The 20,787-nt window shown below is 70.6% G+C and carries 19 protein-coding genes; 8 read left to right on the forward strand and 11 right to left on the reverse strand.

All coding sequences use genetic code 11. The features are described from left to right. Positions 1–137 precede the first annotated feature (137 nt). From FNV62_RS48450 to FNV62_RS48460, 3 genes are all read left to right on the forward strand, one after another. On the forward strand, positions 138–1,748 hold the full coding sequence (locus FNV62_RS48450) for a glycoside hydrolase family 27 protein (protein WP_143610491.1): 1,611 nt from the start codon (positions 138–140) through the stop codon (positions 1,746–1,748). 32 nt (positions 1,749–1,780) lie between these two features. Continuing rightward, positions 1,781–3,241 (forward strand): glycoside hydrolase family 76 protein, encoded by a 1,461-nt coding sequence (locus tag FNV62_RS48455; protein WP_144316235.1) that lies wholly within the window; start codon positions 1,781–1,783, stop codon positions 3,239–3,241. A 277-nt stretch (positions 3,242–3,518) separates the two neighbouring features. Then, positions 3,519–4,430 carry an aldo/keto reductase gene (locus FNV62_RS48460; RefSeq protein WP_143604426.1) on the forward strand — a complete coding sequence of 304 codons (912 nt, stop codon included), beginning with the start codon at positions 3,519–3,521 and terminating at the stop codon, positions 4,428–4,430. 189 nt (positions 4,431–4,619) lie between these two features. On the opposite strand, the gene FNV62_RS48465 is transcribed toward FNV62_RS48460, so the two are convergent. Next, positions 4,620–5,246: an isochorismatase family protein gene (locus FNV62_RS48465; protein WP_060900055.1), complete on the reverse strand. Its 627-nt coding sequence runs from the start codon at positions 5,244–5,246 to the stop codon at positions 4,620–4,622. 149 nt (positions 5,247–5,395) lie between these two features. Between FNV62_RS48465 and FNV62_RS48470 the strand changes: the two genes are divergently transcribed. Both FNV62_RS48470 and FNV62_RS48475 read left to right on the forward strand, forming a co-directional pair. Then, positions 5,396–5,890, forward strand: coding sequence for a MarR family winged helix-turn-helix transcriptional regulator (locus FNV62_RS48470; protein WP_143604427.1), 495 nt, complete (start codon positions 5,396–5,398; stop codon positions 5,888–5,890). A 130-nt stretch (positions 5,891–6,020) separates the two neighbouring features. Beyond that, positions 6,021–6,521, forward strand: coding sequence for a VOC family protein (locus FNV62_RS48475; protein WP_179858420.1), 501 nt, complete (start codon positions 6,021–6,023; stop codon positions 6,519–6,521). A gap of 83 nt (positions 6,522–6,604) precedes the next feature. Here FNV62_RS48475 and FNV62_RS48480 read toward each other — a convergent pair whose 3' ends face one another. The 5 genes from FNV62_RS48480 to FNV62_RS48500 all read right to left on the reverse strand — a co-directional run bounded on the left by FNV62_RS48480 (position 6,605) and on the right by FNV62_RS48500 (position 12,273). After that, positions 6,605–6,955 carry a UBP-type zinc finger domain-containing protein gene (locus FNV62_RS48480; protein ID WP_143604428.1) on the reverse strand — a complete coding sequence of 117 codons (351 nt, stop codon included), beginning with the start codon at positions 6,953–6,955 and terminating at the stop codon, positions 6,605–6,607. Further along, entirely contained in the window at positions 6,952–8,400 is a 1,449-nt protein-coding gene (locus FNV62_RS48485; protein WP_143604429.1) for an ATP-binding protein, read from the reverse strand. Before FNV62_RS48485 ends, FNV62_RS48480 begins: the two co-directional genes overlap by 4 nt. Further along, on the reverse strand, positions 8,397–10,073 hold the full coding sequence (locus FNV62_RS48490; RefSeq protein ID WP_097288068.1) for an FAD-dependent oxidoreductase: 1,677 nt from the start codon (positions 10,071–10,073) through the stop codon (positions 8,397–8,399). The genes FNV62_RS48485 and FNV62_RS48490 overlap by 4 nt, the downstream gene beginning before the upstream one ends. A 75-nt stretch (positions 10,074–10,148) precedes the next feature. Then, the gene (locus FNV62_RS48495; protein WP_097288069.1) at positions 10,149–11,399 is read right to left on the reverse strand and encodes a DUF4032 domain-containing protein; all 1,251 of its coding nucleotides are present in this window, start codon (positions 11,397–11,399) and stop codon (positions 10,149–10,151) included. Between the two features lie 49 nt (positions 11,400–11,448). Continuing rightward, entirely contained in the window at positions 11,449–12,273 is an 825-nt protein-coding gene (locus FNV62_RS48500; protein WP_143604430.1) for an amidohydrolase family protein, read from the reverse strand. Between the two features lie 126 nt (positions 12,274–12,399). On the opposite strand from FNV62_RS48500, the gene FNV62_RS48505 reads away from it, so the two are divergent. Continuing rightward, complete coding sequence (locus tag FNV62_RS48505) at positions 12,400–12,969, forward strand: pyridoxamine 5'-phosphate oxidase family protein (RefSeq protein ID WP_097288071.1); 570 nt, start codon at positions 12,400–12,402, stop codon at positions 12,967–12,969. On the opposite strand, the gene FNV62_RS48510 is transcribed toward FNV62_RS48505, so the two are convergent. The 3 genes from FNV62_RS48510 to FNV62_RS48520 all read right to left on the reverse strand — a co-directional run bounded on the left by FNV62_RS48510 (position 12,959) and on the right by FNV62_RS48520 (position 17,122). After that, on the reverse strand, positions 12,959–13,771 hold the full coding sequence (locus tag FNV62_RS48510) for an N-formylglutamate amidohydrolase (RefSeq protein WP_097288072.1): 813 nt from the start codon (positions 13,769–13,771) through the stop codon (positions 12,959–12,961). The two genes, FNV62_RS48505 and FNV62_RS48510, sit on opposite strands and share 11 nt — an antisense overlap. 38 nt (positions 13,772–13,809) lie before the next feature. Beyond that, positions 13,810–14,268 (reverse strand): cyclic nucleotide-binding domain-containing protein, encoded by a 459-nt coding sequence (locus tag FNV62_RS48515; RefSeq protein WP_060900046.1) that lies wholly within the window; start codon positions 14,266–14,268, stop codon positions 13,810–13,812. Between the two features lie 148 nt (positions 14,269–14,416). Next, positions 14,417–17,122: a SpoIIE family protein phosphatase gene (locus FNV62_RS48520; RefSeq protein ID WP_179858421.1), complete on the reverse strand. Its 2,706-nt coding sequence runs from the start codon at positions 17,120–17,122 to the stop codon at positions 14,417–14,419. Positions 17,123–17,310: 188 nt separating this feature from the next. Here FNV62_RS48520 and FNV62_RS48525 point away from each other — a divergent pair, with 188 nt between their 5' ends. After that, positions 17,311–17,547 (forward strand): DUF6296 family protein, encoded by a 237-nt coding sequence (locus FNV62_RS48525; protein WP_060900045.1) that lies wholly within the window; start codon positions 17,311–17,313, stop codon positions 17,545–17,547. Here FNV62_RS48525 and FNV62_RS48530 read toward each other — a convergent pair. After that, positions 17,505–18,728, reverse strand: a complete 1,224-nt coding sequence (locus FNV62_RS48530) for an MFS transporter (protein ID WP_225900661.1) — start codon at positions 18,726–18,728, stop codon at positions 17,505–17,507. The genes FNV62_RS48525 and FNV62_RS48530 overlap by 43 nt on opposite strands. A 172-nt stretch (positions 18,729–18,900) precedes the next feature. Here FNV62_RS48530 and FNV62_RS48535 point away from each other — a divergent pair, with 172 nt between their 5' ends. Then, entirely contained in the window at positions 18,901–19,896 is a 996-nt protein-coding gene (locus FNV62_RS48535) for a DUF5937 family protein (RefSeq protein WP_143652410.1), read from the forward strand. 1 nt (position 19,897) lies between these two features. On the opposite strand, the gene FNV62_RS48540 is transcribed toward FNV62_RS48535, so the two are convergent. Further along, complete coding sequence (locus FNV62_RS48540) at positions 19,898–20,698, reverse strand: VOC family protein (RefSeq protein ID WP_060898995.1); 801 nt, start codon at positions 20,696–20,698, stop codon at positions 19,898–19,900. Positions 20,699–20,787: the final 89 nt, after the last annotated feature.

Raw genomic sequence — 20,787 nt, forward strand, 5'->3', positions numbered from 1 at the left:
GCGTCATCCTCAACAGCCGTTGTGGTACGGACCATTGACGTCCGATCGAGGGCGTGGGATCTTCGCGATGGTTACGTTTCCATAGCTCCGGACGCCTGTATCCGTCCGGCCCCCACGGCGAAACAGGAGACGCAGACATGACCGCCCCGTCAAGCCCGTGGAGACCCCTGAGAGCGGTGCTCGCGCTGCTGCTGTTGGTGCTCTCCCCGCCCCTGCTCCTGCTGAGCTCGGCCCCGCGCGTGCACGCTCTCGACAACGGCCTGGCCCGGACGCCCCCGATGGGCTGGAACGACTGGAACGCCTTCGGCTGCAATGTCAGCGAGGCGCTGGTCGAGCAGACCGCCGACTATCTCGTCTCCTCCGGTCTGAAGGACGCGGGGTACCAGTACGTCAACATCGACGACTGCTGGATGACCTCGGCCCGGAACTCCGCCGGTCAACTGGTACCCGACCCCGTCAAGTTCCCCGACGGCATCAGCGGCACCGCCGCCCATGTCCACTCCAAGGGACTCAAGCTCGGCATCTACGAGAGCGCCGGCACCGCCACCTGCCAGGGATTCCCGGGCAGCCTCGGCCATGAGCAGACGGACGCCAACAGCTTCGCCTCCTGGGGCGTCGACTATCTGAAGTACGACAACTGCAACCACCAGAACGTGCCCGACCAGCAGCGTTACACCGCCATGCGCGACGCCTTGGCCAACACCGGCCGACCGATCGTCTACAGCCTCTGCAACTGGGGTCTCGCCAGTGTGTGGACCTGGGGTGCGGGGGTCGGCAACAGCTGGCGCACCACCGACGACATCAACGTCAACTTCTCCACGGTGGTGTCGATCTACAAGGCCAACGTCCAGCTCGCCCCGTACGCCAAGCCCGGCGCCTGGAACGACCCGGACATGCTCGAGGTCGGCAACGGCATGTCGTTCACCGAGGACCGTTCCCACTTCAGCCTGTGGGCCGAGATGGCCGCGCCGCTGATCGCCGGAACCGATCTGCGCAAGGCCTCCGCCGCCACCCTCTCCCTCTACGGCAACAAGGACGTCATCGCCGTGGACCAGGACTCCCTCGGCAAGCAGGGCACCGAGATCTCCTCGGCAGGTGGTCTGCACGTCCTGACCAAACCCCTCGCCAACGGTGATGTGTCGGTCGTCCTGTTCAACGAGAACTCGAGCGCGGCCACGATCACGACGTCGGCCTCCGCGGTGGGCCTGCCGGCGGCCTCGTCGTACCGGATCAACAACCTCTGGAGCCACCAGATCAGCAGTACGACCGGCAGCATCGCGGCCAACGTACCGGGGCACGGCTCCGTCATGTACCGGGTGTCCGTCGGCAGCGGCACCAGCGTCGGGACGACACACCCGCTGATCGGAGCCTCCTCCAACCGTTGCCTCGACGCGTACGACGGCCAGACCACCCCCGGCACCAAGATCGAGATCTGGGACTGCGGTGGCGGCGCCAACCAGGCCGTCACCCTCACCGCCGCCGGTGAACTGCGGCTCTACGGCGGCACCCAGTGCCTGGACGCGTATGACAACGGGACCACCTCCGGCACGAAAGTGCAGCTCTGGACCTGCAACGGCGGCGCGAACCAACAGTGGCGCCTCAACGGAAACGGCACCATCACCGGCGCCCAGTCGGGGCTCTGCCTCGATGTCACCGGAGGCGACAAGCCCGCCGGGAACGTCAACGGCACCCAGGTCGAGCTGTGGACCTGCAACGGCGGCGCCAACCAGCAGTGGCGTCTGGGCTGACGGCCCGTACCCCCCACGTCCACGGAGCTGACATGAACTCAACGGCAAGACATGTCCGGAGAATCGGGACCGGTCTGTTCGCGACGCTGACCCTCCTGATCACGGTCACCGGCGGCGTCGCGACCGCCGCCCCCGAGGCGACGATCTGCAACAAGTACTGCGACGGACGCGACCCGGCCCTGTCCCCGGGTGACCGGCAGCCGGTCACCGCCACCATCTACTCCCGCACCCTCGCCCTGCACTTCGACGACACCGACGCGATGGGCTGGGCCTCGATCACCAACGGCGGCCCGACCGACGAGGTCTGGCTCGACCGCTCCTTCGACGGCGGCCGCACCTGGAGCTCGGGCAGCAAGCTCGGTGACACCACCGTCCCCTCAGGACAAGGGGGTTGGCGCACCCTGATGTACAACGTCGACGACTGGAACAACAACGGCGTCGGCGCGCTGCGGGCCTGCGGCAAGGCGGGGGACCGGGCCGAGATCGCCTGTACGGCATGGGCCCGCACCACCTGGAACGCGTACAGCCGCCCCACGGCGGCGGCCACCGCGCTGATGCAGTCGTACAACAACTCCACCGGTCTGTTCGACACCACCGGCTGGTGGAACTCCGCCAACGCCCTGACCGCGATCATCGACAACATCCGCGTCACCGGAATGCCCAGCTACAAGTACGCCGTCGCGAACACCTACGACCGCCAGCTGGGGGCCCAGGGAGGCCAGTTCCGCAGCGACTACATCGACGACACGGGCTGGTGGGGCCTCGCCTGGGTCGCCGCGTACGACCTGACCGGCGACAGCCGCTATCTCAACACCGCCCGCGCCGACGCGGACCACATGGCGCAGTACTGGGACTCGACGTGCGGCGGCGGGGTGTGGTGGAGCACGGCGAAGACGTACAAGAACGCCATCGCCAACTCCCTCTACCTGGAGCTGAACGCCGCCCTGCACAACCGCATCGGGGCCGACTCGGTCTATCTGGGCCGGGCGAACGCGGAGTGGTCGTGGTTCAAGGGCACCGGCTTGATCAACAGTTCGCACCTCGTCGACGACGGCATCGACCTGTCGACCTGTCGCAACAACGGGTCCACGGCATGGTCGTACAACCAGGGCGTTCTCCTCGGCGGGCTCGCCGAGCTGTACCGGGCGACGGGGGACTCGGCCCTGCTGACCACCGGCCGCCAGATCGGTGACGCCTCGACCACCTCCGCATCGCTGAACTCCGGCGGAATCCTGCGCGAGCCGTGTGAGTCGAACGGCTGCGGGGCCGACGGGCCGACCTTCAAGGGTGCCTACGTCCGTGGTCTGAGCACCTTCAACGCCCAGTTGTCCGACCGCCCCTACACCTCGTACCTCGCGCGGCAGGCCGACTCCGCCTACGCCAACGACCGCAACGCCCTCGGCGCGTACGGATTGCACTGGGCCGGGCCGATCGACTCCACGGACGCCGCCCGCCAGCAGAGCGCCCTGGACGTGATGAACGCGGCGTCCTGACCGGTCGTCGCCGACCGGCGCCGCCCTCCTGGGGGATTTTGCGGGGTATTGATGACCTATTGGTGGATGCCCGGTCCGCGCTGCTAGGATGCTGGGCATCACGTGAGCCTTCTCGGCGCGGACTCCGGTCCGCCGAGGAGGCTTTTTTCGTGCCCGGGTCCAGCCTGCCCCCGGCACCGGCGGACCCGCTGCGAAGGTACTCACGCCCCGAGTGACCTGAAGGGGCCGCACCGCCCATCGGTTCCCGGTTCCCATCCCGCAAGAGGAGATCCATGTCATGGGCCCACGGACGAACACCGCTGCAGCCACGGGTACTTGGCGACTCGGTGACCTGACCGTCAACCACGTCGGGTTCGGCGCGATGCGCCTGACCGGTACCGCGCCCTTCGACCGCGGCGTGCCGCGCGACCGCGAACGGTCGATCGGCGTGCTCCGGCGGGCGATCGAGCTCGGCGTGAACCACATCGACACCGCCGCCTTCTACTTCTCGGCGACGCGCTCCGCGAACGAGCTGATCAACCGGGCGCTGGCGCCGTACCCGGAGGATCTGGTCATCACCACCAAGGTCTGGCCGGGCCGTGATCCCTCGGGCGCGTGGTGGTGGGCCACACCGGCGCAGTTGCGCGGCCAGGTCGAGGAGAACCTGCGCCAACTCGGCCGCGATCACCTGGACGTGGTGAACCTGCGCGTGCCGCCGAGTCGGCGGCACGGCTCGATCGGCGAACACTTCGGCGCGTTGGCCGAACTGCGCGATGCCGGGCTGATCCGCCACCTCGGTATCTCCAACGTCACCTCCGGGCAACTGGCCGAGGCCCGGGCCATCGCCCCGGTCGTCTGCGTGCAGAACCCCTACGGGATCGGTGAGCTGAGCGAGGACCGGGCGCTCCTGCGGCACTGCGGTGAACTCGGCCTCGCCTTCGTCGCGTTCTTCGCGATCGCCGGTTCCGGACGCGAGGCGGGTCCGGCAGCCGGCGAGAGCGAGGCGGTGCGTGCCGTCGCCCGCGCGCACGGTGTGTCCGTCGCGCAGGTCCGGCTGGCCTGGACCTTGCAGCAGGGGCCGCACGTCCTGGCGATCCCGGGCACCGGTGATCCGGACCATCTCGCGCAGAACGTGGCGGCCGGCACGCTGCGGCTCTCGGAGGCGGAGATGGCGCGCCTCACCTCGCTGCGGCCCGGCAGCGCACAGTAGCCCGCTGCCGGCCGGAAACCGTTCCACCGGCCACCGTCCGGACGGAGAGCGTCCGTCAGCAGTCGTCCACGAAGTCCCCTGGCGCCAGAGCCCCCTGCGACCGGCGTCGAGACACCGGAGACCGGCACGTCACCGCGCGGCGCATCTTGTGCGGACCTCGCGGCCCAGGCATGATCCGCCGGACAGGCCCTAGGCCTGGTAGGCCGCGGAGATCTGGCCGACCAGGACGGCGAACGGCATGTCGAGGGCGGCGTAGACGGCGCCGGACTCGGGGGCGGCGTTGTCGGCCAGGGCCTCGACCATGAGGGTGGCGTAGTCGCTGACGACGACACCCGCCTGCTGGATGCGCAGCAGCCCCGCCTCCCGCTTGGCCTGGCTGAAGGTCCCGGAGGCGTCCACGGCGACATACGCGTCATGGCCGGCGGCCGTCGCGGCGATCGCGGGCAGTGCCGCGCACACCTCGAGCGACACCCCGGCGAAGATCAGCTTCTGCCGGCCGGTGGCCTCGATGGCCTCTCGGACCCGGTCGTCGTGCCAGGCGTTGACCGTGCTGCGGTCGATGATCTTCAGTCCGGCCGGCAGCGCCTCGACCAGCTCGGGGGTGGTCGGCCCCCACATGCTCTCGGCCGCGGTGGTGGTGACGACCAGCGGGATGCCCAACACGGTCGCCGCCCGTGCCAGCGCCACCACGTTGTGCTTCAGCTCGCCGACCGGGATGTCCCGGACGCCGGACAGCAGGCCTACCTGATGGTCGACCAGCACCACGGCGGCGTTGTCCCGGGTGATCGATTCCAAGAACTTGCTGCGCTCGCTCATCTTCCGCTCCCTTGAGGGTTGAGCCACAGCTTATTGGTCACTAAACTTGATAGTCAGTTCTAGTGACCATTCGAAGCTATACCTCGGTCCCCCGGAGCGCAAGCGCCGGTCACGCAGCACGGCGGACGACCGCCGAGACGGGAGAGGTGTTGAGCGAGCACCGGACCGCGGACCCGGACCTCGGCGTGCTCGCCGCCCAGGTCCTCTTCTCCGTTCAGCGCGAGTTGTTCAGCGCGCTCGCCGAGCAGGGCTTCGACGACATCCAGCCCCGGGCCGGCGCCGTCCTCGCCTACCTGCGTGCCGACGGGATCCGTGCCAGCGAACTCGCCCGCGTCTCCGGACAGCACAAGCAGGTCATCGGCTCCCTCGTCGACGACCTCGAACGCCTGGGTTACGTCGAACGCAAACCCGACCCCGGGGACCGCCGCGCCAAACTGATCTGCCCCACCGAACGCGGGCTGTTCCAGATGGAGGCCGCCGCCTCCATCATGCGCGCGATCGAGGAACGTCACGCGAAGGCACTGGGTCGGCAGGAGTACGCCGCCTTCAAGACGGCTCTCCATCGCGTGGCCGATCTCCAACGCGAGATCCAGCCCGACAGCCGAGACGCGAGGACGCGCTCAGGGCGACCGGGTGACCAGTGACGCTGGTTCGGGCTTCGGTACCCCGGGGGCGCCGACCGAGGTTGCCGTGGCCGCCACCGACCGGTGGCCCGCGTGCGGTTGCGAGGTCTAGAGTGAGGGCAAAGTGGTTGAATGGCGAACGGAGTTTCCCATGAGTGCGCTGCAGCCCCTGGACCTCGCGGCGATCGAGGCGGAGCGTACGCGCATCCGCGACACGCAACTGGCCTCGGACCGGCCGGCGAGTTCCGCACGCGGAGTGCACCACGTGGCGCTGCTCTCCGCCGACGTCGAGCGGACCGTCCGCTTCTACCAGGGCATCCTGGAGTTCCCGCTCACCGAGGTGATCGAGAACCGCGACTACAAGGGTTCCACCCACTTCTTCTTCGACGTCGGCAACGGCAACCTGCTGGCCTTCTTCGACTTCCCCGGCCTCGACCTGGGCCCCTACGCCGAGGTGCTCGGTGGACTGCACCACCTGGCCATCTCCGTCGACCCCACCACCTGGCAGCGGCTGCGCGAACGGCTCGACGCCGCCGGGGTCGACTACGAGGAGGAGAGCGGCACTTCGCTCTACTTCCGCGACCCCGACGGCGCCCGCGTCGAACTCCTCGCCGAGCCCTTGGGCGAGATGTACGGCCACTCAGTGCGCTGACGTCCGCCGAAGGCACGAGGCCGAGGGCACGGGGCCGAGGGCACGGGGCTGACGGTACGGAGCTGAAGGTACGGGCCGGCAGGTCAGCCCAGCGTGCTCGCCCAGTTCGCCGGCACCCGCCCCGCGGGACCCGGTGTCGGCTGGTCCTCGGGGTGACTCAGCGGGGGAGCGAGGTCCGGACCGGACTCGTACAGCTCGGACGTGTCGAAGTTCCAGAACCAGGCCTCGCCGGGTTCGAAGCTGCGGATGATGGGATGGCCGGTGCTTTTCGCGTGCGCCGTGGCGTGCTTGGCGGGCGAGTCGTCGCAACAGCCGATGTGGCCGCACTGCGCACAGCGGCGCAGATGGAACCACCAGCCGCCGGCGGCGTCGCAGTCCCCGCACCCCGGACCGCTCGGCGGGACACTCGGATCGATTCCGGCGGGCAGGCTCATGAAGACTCCTCGGGTGTTTCGGTGTCCGCGACGGTCAGGGGAAGGCGTACCTGGAAACGGGTGTCGCCCGGGACGGACTGCACGTGAATACTTCCGTGGTGCTTGTTGACAACAATCCGAAACGAGATGTCCAGACCGAGCCCCGTCCCCTCACCGACCGGCTTGGTGGTGAAGAACGGGTCGAAGATGCGGTCGCGGATCTCGGGCGGTACCCCGGGACCGCTGTCGCGGAACTCGACGAGCAGCTGGTCGTGGTCGAGTGCGGTGCGCACGGTCAGGGTCCCCTCGCCGTCCATCGCCGAGACGGCGTTGTCGATGAGGTTCGTCCACACCTGGTTCAACTCGCCCGGATACGCGGGGATCTTCGGCAGCGTACGGTCGAAGTCCTTGACGACCTTGACGCCGGAGCCGATCTTCCCGGAGAGCATCATCAGCGTGCTGTCCAGGAGGTCGTGGACGTCGACGACCTGATAGGGCGCGCGGTCGAGCTGCGAGTACTGCTTGGCCGCGTCCACAAGGTGCGTGATACGGGTCGTGGAGTCCTCGATCTCGTTCATGAGGAGCTCGGTCTCCACGGTGTAGTTCAGCCAGTGGACCGCGCCCTGGAGTGTCTCCTCGTCCACGGCCGCCGCGACCTGGTCCAGCCAGTCCGTGTCGAGCCCCGCCTGCACGAACGTCGGCGCGAGCTGCCAGCCGCCCGCGATGTCGTGGTTGTCCAGCCAGTCGGCGAGCGCGTCCTCCCGGTCGGAGGTCTCCAGCGGGCTCAGCGGCGTGGCCTTGGCGACCCGCTCGGCGGTGCGCTCCTGGATCTCGACCAGGATTTCCAGAGTGTGGCGCTTGTAGGGGCCCGCGGCGATCACACCGAGCTTCTGCCGCATCTTCGCGACCCGCTCCCGCAGCGCGGAGGTGGCACGGACCGCCGCCGCGGCCGGATTGTTGAGCTCGTGCGTCAGCCCGGCCGACAGCGAACCGAGCGCCAGCAGTCGTTCGCGCTGCCCGATGGTCCGCTGGGCGTTCTGGGTGCCGTAGAACAGCCCTTCCAACAGGTGTACGGCCATGGGGAACCAGTCCCGCATGATCGAGGAGAAGGTCTCGGCGGGCAGGATGAAGAACCGGGAGGGCACGGTGACGCGGAGGGAGCCCCTGTAGTTCGCCTGGTCCGGCCCGCTCACATAGGCCTGGGTGGCCCCCGCGTACACCCCGCGCTGGGAGCTGCGGGTGGTCTCCACATCGTCGGCCCCGACCCGGCGCGACATCACCAGGGTGCCTTCGAGGAGCACGAAGAAGCAGGTGGCCGGATCGCCCTCGATGTAGACGGGACCCGGGTCGAACTCCTCCACCCGCCCTTCCCGGCACAGCCGGCCCAGCTGGTCCGCGTCCAGCTTCTCGAACAGGAACAGCGTGCTCAGTTCCCCCATGTCGCACGGCATCGGCCGCCCGCTCATGACTGCTCCAGATAACGGTGGACGAGCATGACGGCCATGGCTCCCTCTCCGACCGCGGAAGCGACCCGCTTCGCGGACTCGGCACGTGCGTCCCCGGCCACGAACACGCCGGGAATATTGGTCTCCAGGTGGTACGGCGGCCGGTCCAGTTCCCAGCCCTTGGGCGGCTGCCCGTCGATGGTCATGTCGGGACCCGCCGGGATGAATCCGCGCCCGTCCCGCAGCACCGTCCCCTCCAGCCAGTCGGTGAGCGGGGCCGCGCCGATGAACACGAACATCCACTGCGCGTCGACGAGTTCGGTGTGCCCGCTCGTCACGTCCCGCAGGGTGAGCTGCTCCAGATGGTCCGTGCCGTGCGCCGCGTCGACGACCGTGCAGGTGCGCACCGTGATGTTGGGCGCCTCTTCGATCTGCTGGATCAGATAGTGCGACATCGAGGCGGACAACGACGTTCCCCGTACCAGGAGGGTGACCGACTTCGCGCCGCGCGACAGGTACATGGCGGCCTGACCGGCCGAGTTCGCCCCGCCCACGATGTACACGTCGTGGCCCTGGCAGGCGGCCGCCTCGGTCAGCGCCGAACCGTAGAAGACACCGCATCCGGTGAGGTCGGCCAGGCCGGGCGCCTGCAACTGCCGGTACGAGACACCGGTCGCCAGGATCACCGCGTGCGCGGAGATCGCCGAGCCGTCCGAGAAACGGATGGTGCGGGACGCTCCGGTGACCTCGAGGCCGGTCACCTCGCGCGCGGTGAGGATCTCGGCGCCGAACTTCGCCGCCTGGCGGCGTGCCCGGTCGGTGAGCTGGCCCCCGGACACCCCGTCCGGGAAGCCGAGGTAGTTCTCGATGCGTGAGCTCTGCCCGGCCTGCCCGCCGGTCGCCGACCGCTCCACGAGCACGGTCCGCAGCCCCTCGGACGCGCCGTACACGGCGGCTCCGAGTCCGGCCGGACCGCCGCCGATGACGACGAGGTCGTAGAACTCCGACGTCGGCGTCGTGGCCAGGCCGACCCGCGCCGCGAGATCCGGGTCGTCGGGCTCGACCAGCGGCGTACCGTCCGGCGTGATCACCAGCGGCAGCCGCTCCCCGTCCTGACCGGCCGCGGACAGCAGCCGCTGCCCCTCCGGCGTGTCGGACGAGTACCAGCGGTACGGCACCTGGTTGCGGGCCAGGAACTCCCGTACGTCCGAGGAGCGCGCCGACCACCGGTGCCCGACCACCTTGCAGGTCGGCACGGGCCGGTAGTCGCTGGTCCGCCAGGCGTCCAGCAGATCGTCGAGGACCGGGTAGAGCTTCTCCTCCGGCGGATCCCACGGCTTGAGCAGATAGTGGTCCAGATCGATCACGTTGATCGCGTCGATCGCCGCGTTCGTGTCCGCGTACGCGGTCAGCAGCACCCGGCGTGCGCCGGGGTACACGTCGAGCGCCTGTTCAAGGAACTCGATGCCGTTCATCTGCGGCATCCGGTAGTCGGCGAGGATCACCGCCACCTGGTCGCCCCGCAGCTTCAGTTCCTTGAGCGCGTCCAGCGCGGCATCCCCGGACTCCGCGCGCACGATCCGGTGCGACTCGCCGTAGCGGCGCCTGAGGTCGCGCGCGACGGCGCGCGACACCCCGGGATCGTCATCCACGGTCAGAATGACGGTCCGCGCTGTAGCGGCGGCCTGTGCCATACGTCTCCCACCCCGAGCAGGACAGTGTCGCCCTCAATCGTATGTACGAATGCTCGCCTTCGCTCTGGAACCGCTTCACGCGGGCGCTGTGGGGTCCACCGCCGGTGGCAGGAGGGACTCCCGCATCTTGGGGAGGATGTTGGTGACGTAGTCCTCCACGGCGGTGTCCAGGCCGATGTCGTGCTGGGCCTGCTCGGACAGGTACCAGCGGTGTTCGAGGAGCTCGTGGTAGATCTCGGCCGGGTCCATGGAGCCGCGCAGGTCCAGCGGCACCGCCCGGACGGTCGGCCGGAACACGTCCCGCACCCAGCGGTGGGCGAGGACCTCGGGGCGGGCGGCCAGGGGGTCGCCGGGCGCGTAGTCGTCCTGGGTGGCCATCCAGGACTCCAGGTCGTTCAGGAGACGGCGGGCCTGGTTCTCCTCGGCGTCGAGCCCGGTGAGCCGCAGCAGCTGGCGCTGGTGGTGGCCCGCGTCGACGACCTTCGGCACGAAGGTCACCGTGTCCCCGTTCGAGGAGTGCGCGATCTGCATCTCGGCGACGTCGAAACCGAGGTCGTTCAGGCGGCGGATCCGGCGGTCGATGTAGTGGTGCTTGCCCGCCGGGTAGACGGACGTGCGGGTCAGCTCCTCCCACAGGCTCTGGTAGCGCGCGCAGATCTCCATGCCGAACTCGATCGGGTCGACGGAGGGGTGCAGGGCCCCCGCCGCCTCCAGGTCCAGCAGCTCCCCACTGATGTTGACGCGGGCGAGATCGAGGTCGTACTCCCGTTGCCCACTGCTCAGTTGCGGGTGCAGCTCCCCGGTCTCGGCGTCCACGAGATACGCCGCGTACGCTCCGGCGTCGCGCCGGAACAGTGTGTTCGACAGCGAGCAGTCGCCCCACGCGAACCCCGCCAGATGCAGCCGCACCAGCAGCACCGCCAGCGCGTCCATGAGGCGGTGCATGGTGGCGGGCCGCATGGTCGTCTCGAACATCGACCGGTACGGCATCGAGCCGCCCAGATGCCGGGTGATGAGGACGGGCTCCAGCGGGCCGCCCTCGCCGTCGGTGCGCCCGGTGACCACGGCGAGCGGGTCCACGGCGGGGATGGAGAGCCGGTCCAGGCTGCGCAGCAGCTCGTACTCGCGCAGGGCGGGCCGCTCGGCCAGCTCCTTGACGGCCACGACCTCGGTCCCGGCACGCGCGTAGCGCACCACGTGCCGCGAGATGCCGCGGGGGAGCGGGACCAGATAGTGCTCCGGCCACTCTTCCAGCGGCAGTTGCCAGGGCAGTTCGAGCAGGAGCGCGGGGTGCTCCGGGTTGGTGGCGCTGATCTGCAAAGCCATCGACGGGCTGCCCTCACCTCGGGGTCGAACGTGTACCTGGCCCCAGCATCTACGAATGATCCCCGAGGCGGAAGACGCGGCGGGCGTTGCCCGACAGGAACAACTCGGTGGTCTCTGCGTCGAGGCGCAGGTCAGGGAGGTGTTCCAGGGCCTGACTCGGCGTGATCATGGGGTAGTTGGAGCCGAAGAGGACCTTGCGCCGTCCCCGGCCGCGCAGATAGTCGACCAGTTCGGTCGGGTAGCGGCGGGCGGTGTAGGCGCTGGTGTCGATGTGGACGTTGGGGTGTTTGTCGGCCACCGAGATCATCTCGGTGGTCCACGGGTAGCCGATGTGCCCGCAGACAATGGTCAGTTCGGGGAAGTCCAGTGCGACCTGGTCGATGTACGGGATCGGCCGGCCCGTTTCCGAGGGGCGCAGCGGTCCGGTGTGTCCGACCTGGGTGCAGAACGGGATGCCGAGCTCGACGCAGGCGGTGTACAGCGGGTAGTAGAGCCGGTCGGTGGGCGGCAGCTGCCACAGCCACGGCACGATCCTGAGGGCCACGAAGCCCAGCTCCTGGACGGCCCGCCGCAGCTCCCGCACGGCCGCGACGGGCTGGGTCAGGTCCACGCCCGCGACCCCGCGCAGCCGCCCCTCGGACCGGGCGACGAACTCGGCGACCTCGTCGTTGTCGATGAGGGGCCCCTGCGGCCCGTACCAGGCCGCGGACAGCCCGATCTCCACGTCGGCAGCCGCGAGCGCCGCCACCGTGACCTTCACCGGAAGCGGCTCCTCCAGCAGCTCCATGCCGGTCCAGCGGCGCAGCGACTCGAACATCTCGTGGTTGGAGTGGCGCAGTGTGGGGTGCTGCATCCACGCGTCGACGACCGGCATGATCCCGTACCCTCCCCGGGGCTTGCGGCTAAGCGGTTGCTCATCCCGACCCTAGAGGGGTTCGCGCGCGGAGTCAGCGCTTCACGGGAACCATGGGTGGGGACCGAGGACCGAGAGGACTCTGCCATGCCGACACGGGCACAGACGCAGGAACCGCAGACCGATCTGGACGCGCGCTACAGCTCCCCGGGTGCCACCGCCACTCCCTGGGCCGAGGCCGTCTCCCACCTGGAGAAGGCCGAGATCTTCTGGCTGTCGACGGTACGTCCGGACGGCCGACCCCATGTGACCCCCCTGATGTCGGTGTGGCTGAACGGGGCGCTCCACTTCGCCACCGGCGCGCGGGAGCGCAAGGGGCTGAACCTCGCCGCCAATCCGCACGTCGTTCTCACCACCGGCACCAACGCCTACGGCGTGGGCCTCGACCTGGTGGTCGAGGGTGACGCGGTCCGGATCACCGACGAGCAGCGGCTGGCCGAGCTGGCGGCGGCGTGGGAGGCGAAGTACGGCCCGGAGTGGCACTTCGAGGTGCGCGGCGGGGCCTTCGACTCCGCCACGGCGGCCGCGGCGCCGCCGTCGACGGAGGAAGCCGGGGACGCGGGCCTCGCCCTGGTCTTCGAGGTGGCGCCCCACACCGTCTTCGGGTTCGGCAGGGGCAGGACGTTCAGCCAGACCTGTTATCGCTTCACTCGTTGACCATGGCATCGACGAGAGCCGTCAGCGCCGAGGCGAGTCGTGAGAACCCCGGGCCCGTGGGGCCTCCCGGTTCGCTCATGTACGTGTCCCGCCGGATCTCCACCATCAGGGCGGTGACCCGCGGCTCCCTCTCGTAGAAGCGCAGCGGGACGTACGCGCCGGAGAACGGGCTGTCGATCCCGACACCGCTCAGGGTCGCGAACGCCTTCTCCGCGAGGGTGACCAGCTCGGGCGGCGTGTGAAACGAGTCGGTTCCCAGACAGACCTGAGGTCGCGGACCGTCGCCGTGCAGCTCGTAGGGCAGCCGGGCCGTCGGATACGAGTGGACGTCGACGATCACTGCCCGCCCGGCGACGGCGAGCCGGTCGGCCACCGCCGCGGTCATGGCCGCCGCGTACGGGTGGAAGTAGCGCTCGATCAGTGGCCGCGGGTCGGCGTCGGCGGGCCGCAGCGGTGTGCGCCGGGTCGTCCGTGTGTAGACCGCGCCCATTCCGACGGACAGCATCTCCTCCCGTTCGTCGGGAAAGCGTTCTGGATCGACCACCAGCCGGGACAGCCGGTTCACGAACCGCCATGGTGTGACCTCGGCCGCCCGCGCCGCGGCCGCGGCCAGCTCCGCGGTGTGCGCGTCCGTGATGTGGTCCAACTCCCGCTCCAGCGCGGCGTCGTCGAGCGCGATGCCGGCGCGCACCGGCGCCGGAATGCGCCGCGAGGAGTGCGGGACGTGCAGGATGACGGGGGAGTCGGGGGCACCGGGCAGGAGCTCGAAGGACGTTTCGTCGCGGTCAGGAGTCTGGTTCACGAGAGATTCCTATCGCAGCCCGGCCCCCACCGCTCACCTCAGCGCACGCTGCCACCGCCGTGGCGCGCGTAGTGCTCGATCAGGGCCGCCCGGGTCGTCTCCAGCCGGTGCGCGAGGATCGCGGCGATGGTCCGGGTCAGCGACAGTTCCAGGGCCGGATCCCGGTCGCACAGCGTGCGCACCTCCCCGGCATCGAACTCGTACGCGCGTACGGGGCTGAACGCCTCGGCGCCGAAGTCCCAGTGGTGCGGCGGGAACAGCCACGACCAGCCGAGCAGATCGCCGGGCCCCAGTGTCGCCACGGAGATGCGTCGCTCCCCGACGACCCGCTGGTACAGGGAGACCGTTCCGGAGCGGATCACCCAGAAACGGTCCGCGGTGCCCCCTGCCTCGAAGATCTTTCCGTCCGCCGGGAAGGAGACCTCCCGGGCCAGGGACATCAGCCGTTCCCTGTGGTCGGGGGAGAGGGCGGGCAGCAGCCGGAGAGCAGTGGGCATCGCGGACCTCCATCGCACCGCCGCAGGGCCCCATGGACGCGACGGCACATGTCGTACCGGTATATCCCGTCACCTCCATTGGACCGGCAACCACGGAATTCGTCGCGCCGGGGGCCGGATCGAGACCGTGCGCCCTGCCGCGAGCCGCTCAGGGCAGTGGTTGTTCGGCCCAGATGACCTTGCCGGCCTGGGTGTACCGGGTGCCCCAGCGTTCGGCGAGCTGGGCGACGAGGAACAGGCCGCGTCCGCCCTCGTCCGTGGTGGCCGCGTACCGCAGGCGGGGTGAGGTGCTGCTGTTGTCCGAGACCTCGCAGATCAGGCTGCGGTCACGCAGTACGCGGACCTGGATGGTGCCACTGCCGTAGCGGATGGCGTTCGTGACCAGCTCGCTGAGGATCAGCTCGGTGGTGAACGCCATGTCGTCGAGGCCCCACTCCGCCAGCTGCCGGGTGACCGAGGCGCGTACCTCCCCCACCGCGGCCGGTTCGGACGGCACCTGCCATTCGGCGATGTGCTCGGCGCCGAGCGCGCGGGTGCCCGCGACGATCAGGGCGATGTCGTCGCTCGGGCGGTCCGGGAGCAGGGCGTCCAGGACCACCTGACAGGTGTCGTCCGGTGACCGGTCGACCCCCGTGAGGGCGGCGCGCAGCAGCTCGAGCCCCTCGTCGATGTCCCGTTCCCGGTCCTCGACGAGCCCGTCCGTGTAGAGCACCAGACGGCTGCCCTCCTCCAGCTTGAGTTCGGCCGTCTCGAACGGCAGACCCCCGAGCCCCAGCGGGGGCCCGGCGGGCACATCCGGGAACTCCACGCTGCCGTCGGGACGGACCAGCGCCGGGGGCGGATGGCCGGCCCGGGCGACCGTGCAGAGCCGGGAGGCCGGGTCGTAGACGGCGTAGAGGCAGGTGGCGCCGGTGATCGCGGCGCTGTTGTCCGCCGACGCCTCGTCCTGGTCGATGCGGCCGACCAGCTCGTCGAGGAGCCCGATGATCTCGTCGGGCGGCAGGTCCAGGGCGGAGAAGTTGTGGACGGCGGTCCGCAGGCGTCCCATCGTGGCCGCCGCGTGCAGTCCGTGGCCGACGACATCGCCCACGACGACGGCGACCCGGGCGCCGGACAGCGGCAGCACGTCGAACCAGTCCCCGCCCACCCCCGCCTGCGCCGGAAGATAGCGGTAGGCGATGTCCAGGGCGCTCTGCTCGGGCAGGTTGCGCGGCAGCAGACTGCGTTGCAGCGTCACGGCCATGGTGTGCTCGCGTGTGTAGCGGCGCGCGTTGTCGATGGAGACGGCGGCACGGGCGACCAGTTCCTCGGCGAGGGCCAGCTCCTCCTCGTCGAAGGGTTCGGGCTTGCGGGAGCGCCAGAAGTTGACGACGCCCATCACCAGGGGGCCGACCCGCAGGGGCACGGTGATCAGCGAGTGGATGCCGTACTCCACCACCTGCGTCGTGCGTTCCAGGTCCTGGGCGAGCCAGCCGGGGGCCCCTTCGAGGTCGGGCTCGACGACGCCCTCGCCCGTGCGCAGGCTCCGGGCCTGGGGAGTGGAGGCGATGAAGCGGATCTTCTCGCCCACCGGGTAGAGCGGGGCGTCCTTGCGGATGCCGCTGTACGCGGTACGGCGCAGCTCGGTGACGCAGTCCGGCTCCTCTCCGTTCAGTACGGAGTCCGCCAGGTCCACGGTCGCGAAGTCCGCGAACCGCGGAACGGCCACCTCGGCCAGCGTCTCGGCGGTGCGGGTCACGTCCAGACTGGTGCCGACGCCGACCCCGATGTCGTACAGGAGCTTGAGGCGCTCGCGCGCCACCTCGGCCCGGCCGGACAGCGCGCGCAGCTCGGTCGAGTCACGCAGGGTGGCGACACTGCCGGGCGGGCCGCCCTGGAGGTCCGTGGGCCGCTGGTTGATGGCCAGCAGCCGGTCCCCGACCAGATGCACCTCGTCCGTGGCGACCCGTCCCGAGGCCAGCAGGTCGGCGGTGTCCGCCTCGAGGCCCAGTTCCAGGACATGCCGCCCCTCGGCGTCGGCGGGCAGGTCGAGCAGGCGCTGTGCCTCGTCGTTGGCGAGCAGCAGTCGTCCCTCGCCGCCGGCGATGATCACCCCCTCCCGGACGGCGTGCAGCACCGCGTCGTGGTGCTCGTACATCCGGGTCATCTCGTACGGGCCCAGGCCGTGTGTCTGGCGCAGCAGGCGTCGGCTCACGAGCGCCGTACCCCCGAGGGCCAGGGCGAGCGCGGCGGCCGCGGCGCCCAGCAGGAGGGGCAGCTGCCGGTCCGCGACCCCGCCCACGTTGGCGGTCGTGATACCGGCCGACACCATGCCCACGACCTTGCCGTCGGGCGCCTTGACGGGAACCGTGGCCTGCACCAGCGGCCCGATGGTCCCGTTGATCTCCTCGATGATGGGATGGCCGGCCAGCACGGGGGCGGTGTTCCCGACGAACTTCTTGCCGATCCGGTCCGGCTTGGGGTGGGTGTAGCGGATCCCGTCGGTGTTCATCACGACGATGAAGTCCACGTGGGACCGCTTACGGGCGGCCTCGGCCTGCGGCTGCAGCACGAGCGTGGGGTGGGGGCTGCTCAGCGCCTCACGGGTGCCGGGCGCGTTGGCGAACGTCTCGGCCACGGCCAGCGAACGATTGCGGGCCTCCTGGGTGCTGTCGTGCCGTACCTGCAGCACCAGCGCCACCACCGCGGAGACGATGAGCAGCAGCACGATCACCACTTGCAGCACGAACACCTGGCCCGCGACGCTGCGTCCGCCCAGCGCGGACCGCGGTCCCCACGCGGGTCTGCCCCCCGCGCGCGGACCGCCTGGGCGAGGGGTCGACCGAGCCCGGGATCGACCCAAGAGCCGGACCATGTGCCTATGTCTACACTGCCGGGCGCCCCGAGGCGAGGGGCAGCGCGTGGTGTGACAGGGGCCGGTCGGGGCCCGTGGCGCGGGCCGCTCGGCGAGTGCTGCTGTCGGGCTGATCTGGCCGCATCATGGAGGAGGGTCGATTTGCCCGCTTATGCAACTCTGGCTTGTCTCGGGTACGGGAGGTCGTCATGCACACTCCGGACCGCTACCGGTTGATCTTCACCCATCAGGAATCAGGCGTCGGCGTCATCACCGACGAGGTGGTCGTCGAACGGACCGACGCCCTTGGACCGGGCGGGAACCCGGTGTACTCCGACCCCACCGGCATCCTCCGCGCCGAGATCAGCACGGCCGGGGAAGTGCGGATGCTGGCCAGCGGCGGCTACCAGTCGCCGATGGTGCCCACCGCCGAACCACTGCCCTGACCGTTCGGTCTGGCCCGCGACGAGCCGGTCGCGGGCCAGGTCAGTACGGCCAGGGCGCCGAGTGTGAGCACTCCGCCGACCAGGAAGGTCCCGCGCACGCCGGCGGCGTGGAGCAGGGCGCCGCCGGTCAGCGCGCCCGCCGCGACGCCCGCGTTGAAGGCGGCCGAGTTCGCCGCCAGGGCGAGTTCCGTGCGCCCGGGTGCGACGTGGAGGACCTGGCTCTGCGTGGCCATGAAGACGGGTCCCACCGACGCGCCCAGGAGCATCAGCAGGGCGACGGCCGCCACCTGGCTGCGCCCGCCGCCCAGGTACAGCCCGAGCAGCGCCACCGCCTGGGTCGCCACCGGGACCGTCAGGGTCGCGCGCGGGAAACGGTCGAGGAGCGGGCCGGCCGCCGAGACGCCCGCGATGCCCGCCACCCCGAACGCCAGCAGTACGGCGCTCACCGAATCCCTGGAGAAACCGCTCACCTCGTCGAGGAAGGCGACGACGTACGTGAATCCCGCGAAGGCGCCGGTGACCGACAGCGCGGTGGTCGCCAGCACCACGGCGAACCGGCGGACGTCGGAGGTCGCCCCGTACGCCGCGTGCCCCTCGTCCGGGCGCGAGGTCGGCAGCAGGACGGCGACGGCGACGAGCGCGACGAGGCCCAGCGCGCCGAGCACCACGAAGGGTGCCCGCCAGCCGCTGTGCCCGCCCAGCCAGGTACCCGCCGGAACCCCGAGCACCGTGGCGAGCGAGCCCCCGACGGAGAGCAGCCCGATCACCCGCCCGCGCCGCTCGGGCGGGAACAACCCCACGGCGACCGGACCCATCACCGCCCAGAACAGCGCCTGGGCCAGCGCGGTCGCGATCCGTGCCGCGAGCAGGAAGCCGTACGAGACACCGCTCAGCGCCGACATCCAGCTGGCCGCCACGAGCAGTCCCAGCAGGCCCGACAGCAGATGGCGGCGAGGGATCGACCGGGTCAGGTGCGCGAGGGGCAGCGAGACGACGGCCACGGTCAGGCCGTAGCCGGTGACCAGCAGCCCGACGGAGGAGAGCGACACGCGCAGGTCGTCCGCGATGAGCGGGAGCAGCCCGACGGGCAGATTCTCCGTGGTGTTGAAGGCGAACGCGGCCAGCATGAGCGCGGCGACGACGGCGGCCCTGCGCCAGGCGGTGAGAAGAACGCTCGCCATCCACGAGCCTTTCTGCGAAGGGGTGTTGACGGGGTGCCCAAGGGGGACGGGCGGCCGGACCCGGCCACGGGCCAGCCTGCGTGGCCGCCGCGCGGCCCACTACTCTTTCGGCTGGAGCCGAATCGCCCACCCCGACCCCGTGCGCTCGGCCGAAGACCAGTCGGAGACTGTTTTGCCGCTGACCCTGCACCTCGGCACCGACGATCTGACGCGCTGCCGGTTCGCGGTGTCCCCGCTCTGCCAGACGCACGAGGCGCTGCGCATGCTGCGGCGCCCGGACCGGCACGCCTTCCACCGGGACTGGCTGCGGCGCGTGCGCGACATCGTGGCGGGCCTGGACCTGGTGGAGCTGTGGCTGTTCATCCCCCGCAAGGGCGGTTACACCCCGGACTTCCTCGGACCGCCGCCGCGGACGCCGAACGCCTCCTTCGACGAGGAACTGGCCCTGATGCGCGCCACCGACCCCGCCCTGGCCCGTACGGAGCTGGCGCGTTCGCTCGCCTGCACACCCGGCGCCGCGGCATCGCCGTACGGGCGGGCGGCGTTGGAGGACCCGGCGGGCACCGTGCGACGCCTCGCCGACCTCACCGAGCGGGCCTGGCACGCGCTGCTCGCCCCGGACTGGCCTCGCCACCAGGCTCTCCTGGAGGCCGATATCGCCCACCGCTCACGGCGGTTGGCGGACGGCGGACTCGAGGCACTCTTCGGCGACCTGCACCCGGAGATCGGATGGGCGGACGACACCCTCACCCTGCGCGGGTACGCCGACCTGAAGGAGGCGCAGGGGCCCGACGGGCGGGGTGTGCTGCTGATGCCCAGTGTCTTCGTCCGGCCGGACGTGGTGAGCGGCTTCGCCCGGCCCTGGCAGCCGACGGTGATCTATCCGGCCCGGGGCACGGGCGGCCCGCCGGCCGGGGCCGCCCCCACCGAGGCGCCCGCCGCGCTGGCCCGGCTGCTCGGACCCCACCGCGCCGCCGTCCTCGTCGGCCTCGACGGTCCCGCCTCGACCACGACCCTGGCGAACCGCCACGGTCTGGCCCCCTCGTCCGTCTCGTCCCACCTCTCGGTGCTGCGCGAGGCCGGACTGCTGGTGTCGCACCGGCAGGGGCAGTACGTCCTCTACGAGCGCACGGCGCTGGGGGACGCGCTGGCAGCCGGGGCCCGATGAGTCATCCGGCGCCCTTGCAGGTGACGGTGAAGTGCGCTCCGTCGGGGTCGGTGAGGATGGCCTCGGTCGAGCCGAGGCCCTGCTGGTGGGCCGTGCCGCCGTGGGCGCGGGCGGCGCGGGCGGCGGCCTCGACGTCGTCGACGGTGAAGTGGATCTGCCAGTGCGGCCGGATCGTCGGGTCGGGCGCGGCCTCGACCGCGCCGGAGTGGATACGGGCCACGACGTCGCCCCGGCTGCGCAGCACGACCTCGTTGTCCTCGTAGCGCACCTCGCAGGACCGGGGGTCCGAGGACGCCCACTCCAGGACCTCCGCGTAGAAGATGGCGGCGTCGAAGGCGTCGCGGGTGTGCAGCCGTACGAAGACCGGTGCCGCCCGGCGCCACTCCTCCCAGCCGGCCACCAGCTCGCCCTCCCAGATGCCGAACACCGCTCCGTCCCGGTCGGCCAGCAGCGCCGCCCGGCCCGGCGGGAACGAGATCGGCCCCACCGCGGTCGTACCCCCGCGCTCCTGGCTACGGGACACGGTCTCGTCCGCACTCGCCACCGCGAAGTACGGGGTCCACGTGGCCATCCTCTCGCCGATGCCGGACATCGCCGAGACGCCGGCGACCGGCACCCCGTTGACCCGGGCGAACCGGTACTCCCTGCCCAGCCTGCCCGTGTGCCACTCCCAGCCCAGCACGGCGTGGTAGAAATCCTGCGCGGCCCGCAGATCGCGTGTGGCCAGGCTGACCCAGCAGGGCGCTCCGAACACCGAGTGGCTGGAGACAACCGCACGGTCGAGTGTTCCGTCGCTCTTCATCGCTGTACCGTCCTGCCCTCACTGGCCGCCAGCGGCTGGACACGAGTACTCCGGGATGCCGGTGGCGTACGGCAAGCGACCGGCACCCG

Source organism: Streptomyces sp. RLB3-17 (assembly GCF_007113425.2).
GTDB classification, from domain to species: Bacteria; Actinomycetota; Actinomycetes; order Streptomycetales; family Streptomycetaceae; genus Streptomyces; species Streptomyces mirabilis_D.